We start from the raw sequence: 3,414 nt of genomic DNA, 5'->3' as shown, positions 1-3,414 counted from the left end.
CGCTACTTCAGCGAGCACTCCATGAAGCTCCTCAACACCACCGAGAAGGAGGTCGCGATCCCCGAACTCGCTGCAGCATAATCACAGAAGCTGATCTCGCACGGTGTTGAGAAACTCCACCACTCAGCGGGACGTCACCCTGTAAACGGGTCCGCCTGCGAGCCATGAAGCAGTCCGAAAGCGTGCCCGGTTTCGTGACAAGTCAGAGCTCGACGTTCGTACGTAGTGCTCGTCACGAACCGGACGTAGCCCTGGTCACATTTGTACAAATAGCCGTCGACCGCATCGTCACACCAGTACACTCCAGCCAAGTTCGGTGCAGGCATGCTCCCCTGCTGATAAACGATGTCGGTCTCTGAAGAGCCGGAGTATGACGGTGTTGTCACGTACGCGATCGAGATTCCCGAAATCGGATCGTAGCTCCCGTCGAGGGTCGCTCTTACCCTGTCCTCCATTGCGACGGACACAGAGGAAGTGATGTACACACTCACGCCTCCGTTGTCCGTCTGGCAAACGATCGAGGAAGTATTCAGTGTCTGATTCTGACAAGGAGCATACGTATAGCCGTTCGGCACGAGATTGTCCGGGTCATACGCGACTGCGGGCGTCGCGCCCGCTATCAGGATTCCCAAAAGCAGGAACCCAGACAACGTCAACCGCGACCGTCAGCCGAATCCTCGCTGCGGATCAGTAGCCGCTGAAGGCGTCGGTCGTCATGCCCTTCGCTTTGTCGAGCGCGGGCGCGAGGCTCGCGATCAGTGCGGGCGGCCCCGACACATAGGCGTGGCGCTGCGCGATGTCGGGCACGAGCGCGAGGAGCGACTCGGCGGTCAGGCGCTCGCCACCCGCCCAGCGCCAGCCCTCGGGCAGGGCCTGCGGGTCGTCGCGCGTCACGACGATCACGGGGATGCCGGCCGCTTCGAGGTCGTCCCGGAAGGCGAGCTCCTCGGCGCCCGAGGCGACGTAGACGAAGACGACGTCGCGGGGCTCCCCCGCGAGCTTCAGGTGTCGCAACTGCGAGACGAACGGCGTCACGCCGATGCCCGCGGCGACCATGAGGACCGGCGTCGATGTCTTGCGCGGCAGCACGAAGTCGCCCCAGATGCCCGTGATAGAAAGCTCATCGCCGGGCACGACCGCCGCCAGCGCCTTCTTGTAGCTCGACTGCGAGCCCTCGCGCATCGCGATCCGCACGATCGGCAGCTCGGCAGGCGACGACAGGATGCTGAACTCGCGGCGCGTGCCTCGGGCGTCAGGGTGCGGGTGCGGCACCTCGAGCTCGAGGTACTGCCCCGGCGCGAACTTCACCGGCCGCTCGGCGCGGAAGCTCAGTTCGCGGACGCTCGGGGTGATAGCGGTCCGCTCGACGATCGTCAGCCGCACCGCGGTGCGCATCGCGAACAGGAACGCGACGAGGTTGCCGATCAGCAGCGCGCGTTCCTGGCCGAGCGTGATCTCGCCGAGCGATATTGGCCACCCGGCGAGCACGCCGACGACGACGGCGACGACCGCCTGCTGCCAGCGACGCGGCGGCAGCGTGAGCGGCTCGGACAGCATGAACGCGCCGAGGAACAGGAACGGCGACGAAAGGAGCAGCTGCGGCAGCGTCATCCCAAGGTCGAAGTCGAGCCCCGCGGCCTGCACCTGCGTGAAGGTGCGCACGAGCCCCACGACAACCGCGATGATGAGGAAGAGCCCGATGACGCGCACCTTCTCGGTGCGCAGCAGCACCACCAGCCCTGCGATCACGACCGGCAGCGCGAGCAGCGGCGAACCGACCCACCACCACGACGTGCCGAGGTCGGGCAGCCAGATGCTCAGCACCGTCAGCACGGTGGCGCCGACGGCAGCCGGGTTGAAGATGTGACGGCCCTGCCATGCCAGGACGTACTTGGACGCGGATGCCACGGCTCCCGCGACCGCGATGCCGACGAGGCCGAGCGGCTCGAGCGATGGCCGCAGCACGAACAGCAGAATGAACGCGGTGATGAGCGCCGACTCGATGCGCCACGGGCGGTGCAGGATCCGCTGCGCGACGGCATCCACGACCGTGATCGCGGCGACGAGCACGACGAGGCTCACGACGAGCTCGAACGGTTCGGGCGAAAGCTGCCCGGTGAAGGAGATCCCGAGCGCGATGACCGCGAGGGCGGAGAGCGCGAACAGCACGAGCCGGTACATCGACGCGCGTCCGAGCAGGCCGAGCACCCGGTTCCAGAGGCCGGTCAGGGTGGAGATCACAGGAACAGCTCCGCTTCGCTTCTCGGGGACCACTCGATGGCGCCGTCGGTGCGCATCCGCACCCATTCTGCGCCCCAGTCAGCCGCCAGGGCCGGACCGCCGTCGAAGAACAGCGCGGTGGCGACGGCGTCGGCTGTCATCGCGTCGGCGGCGACCGCCCACGTCGCCGCATACCGCCGCACCGGTGCGCCGGTGCGGGCGTCGAGCACGTGGTGGAGGCCGGCGCCCCAGGCGCGCCGGTTGACTGCGGACGCGCACAGCGCGGCATCCGTCACTGTCCACATCCCGATGGCTCGGGTGGTGTCGTAGGGGTGCTCGAGCGCGACCCGCTGCGTGACACCGGAGACGGCGAGGTCGCCGCCGGCGTCGACGACGATGCCCCCGCTCACCCGCGTGAGGAGTGCGCCGTGCACCAGATCGACGAGGCGCCCCTTGCCGAGCGCGCCGACGTCGAGCATCGCCGGCGGGGTGATGCGGAGGGTGCCGGCCTCGTGCCGGACGATCCCCCGCCAGTCTGTGGGAGCCGGGGCCGCGCCAGAGTCGACGAGGGAGATCGTGGCGTCATAGCCGCGCCGGGCGAGAGCGTCACCGACGAGCGGGTTCACCGCGCCGCCGGTGGCCGCATCGAGCGTCGCGTACGCGTCGAGCATCATGGCGGTGTCGGCAGGCGCCGTCGTCGTCTCGCCGCGGGCGAGCGCGGTCACGGCTGAATCCGACCGGAACCGCGACCACTCCCGGTCGAACGTCTCGATGATCCCGGTCACGGCCGCCCGGGTGTCGACGTCGAGCGGGTCATCGGTGTCGATCGTCCACCGGGTCCCGATGGCGTCGAACCGCCAGCGGGCGCCGCTCATCCCGCGGCTTCGGTGCGGATCTCCTGAACGGCGGCGTTGAAGCCGCCGCTGGTGAGAGAGGAGCCGGCGACACGGTCGACCTCGATGTCGTCGAGGCTCTTGCCGACGACCTCGTCCGCGATGCCGCCGATGAACAGCCCCTGATACTGCTCGCTCTCCCGCGCCTGCGGGTCTCCGGTGACCTCGACCTCGGTCACGACACCGTCCGCGAGGGTCAGGGTGACGCTGACCGTCTCCACCGACTCGGGGGTCTGGTACGAGCCGTCGGCGGAGTCGGTGCCGTCGGCGTACTCGGCTCCGGGGGCGACGGGCTCGGCGG

Annotated in this window: 3 protein-coding genes; all 3 read right to left on the bottom strand. The window is 68.5% G+C overall.

Translation table 11 applies throughout. The features are described from left to right. Positions 1–687: 687 nt before the first annotated feature. A complete protein-coding gene (locus tag ACHFGS_RS01995; protein WP_394278686.1) occupies positions 688–2,241 on the bottom strand; it encodes an FAD-dependent oxidoreductase in 1,554 nt (517 codons plus the stop codon). After that, the gene (locus tag ACHFGS_RS01990; RefSeq protein ID WP_394278687.1) at positions 2,238–3,095 is read right to left on the bottom strand and encodes an FAD:protein FMN transferase; all 858 of its coding nucleotides are present in this window, start codon (positions 3,093–3,095) and stop codon (positions 2,238–2,240) included. Before ACHFGS_RS01990 ends, ACHFGS_RS01995 begins: the two co-directional genes overlap by 4 nt. Further along, positions 3,092–3,414: FMN-binding protein (locus tag ACHFGS_RS01985; RefSeq protein WP_394289088.1), on the bottom strand; the 323-nt coding region annotated here is incomplete at its 5' end. The genes ACHFGS_RS01985 and ACHFGS_RS01990, both read right to left, overlap by 4 nt.

It is taken from the genome of Microbacterium sp. (assembly GCF_043427715.1).
Lineage (GTDB): Bacteria > Actinomycetota > Actinomycetes > Actinomycetales > Microbacteriaceae > Microbacterium.
Note: the sequence above shows the minus strand (reverse complement) of the source record. Positions and strands in the feature narration are given on the sequence as shown.